The organism is Rhizobium sp. 01T444, assembly GCF_056398305.1.
On the sequence record NZ_JBFTPD010000152.1, the window covers coordinates 1 to 756 of the forward strand.

The following is a 756-nucleotide window of genomic DNA, read 5'->3' on the forward strand; positions in this document are numbered from 1 at the left end:
GTGCTGCTGACCTCGCTGTCCTTCCTGCCCGCGCTGCTGCTGTCGATGACCAGCTTCACGCGCATCCTGATCGTGCTGGGCCTGATGCGCACGGCTATCGGCACGCAGTCATCGCCGCCCAACCAGGTGCTGGTGGGGCTGTCGCTCTTCCTGACCTTCTTCGTGATGTCGCCCGTGCTCGACAAGGCCTACAGCGAGGCCTACAAGCCCTTCTCTGAGAACAAGATCAGCGCCGAAAAGGCGCTCGATCTCGGCATCGCGCCCTTCAAGACCTTCATGCTCAAGCAGACGCGCGAGAGCGACCTCGCGCTGTTCGCGAAGCTGGCCAAGGTGCCCGACATGCAGGGGCCGGAAGACGTGCCGCTGCGCATCCTGCTGCCTTCCTTCGTGATCAGCGAGCTCAAGACGGCGTTCCAGATCGGCTTCACCATCTTCATTCCGTTCCTGATCATCGACCTGGTGGTGGCGAGCGTGCTGATGTCCATGGGCATGATGATGGTGCCGCCGGCCACCATCGCCCTGCCCTTCAAGCTGATGCTCTTCGTGCTGGCCGACGGCTGGCAGTTGCTGATCGGCGCGCTGGCCCAGAGCTTCTACCAATAGCTTGCGGAGAATCCGAATGACCCCCGAAACCGTCATGACCATGGGCTACCGGGCCATCGAGATTTCGCTGCTGCTGGGCGCGCCCCTGCTGCTGGTGGCGCTGATCATCGGCCTGGTCATCAGCATCTTCCAGGCGGCCACGCAGATCAACGA

At 62.7% G+C, this 756-nt stretch carries 2 protein-coding genes; both read left to right on the forward strand.

The genetic code is table 11. From position 1 onward, the window contains the following. Positions 1 to 603, forward strand: a 603-nt coding sequence (gene fliP, locus AC1DTN_RS37675) for a flagellar type III secretion system pore protein FliP (protein WP_477925225.1), incomplete at its 5' end; no start/stop codon positions are given. Positions 604 to 643: 40 nt separating this feature from the next. Then, a partial coding sequence (locus AC1DTN_RS37680) for a flagellar biosynthetic protein FliQ (protein WP_477925226.1) occupies positions 644 to 756 on the forward strand: 113 nt, incomplete at its 3' end.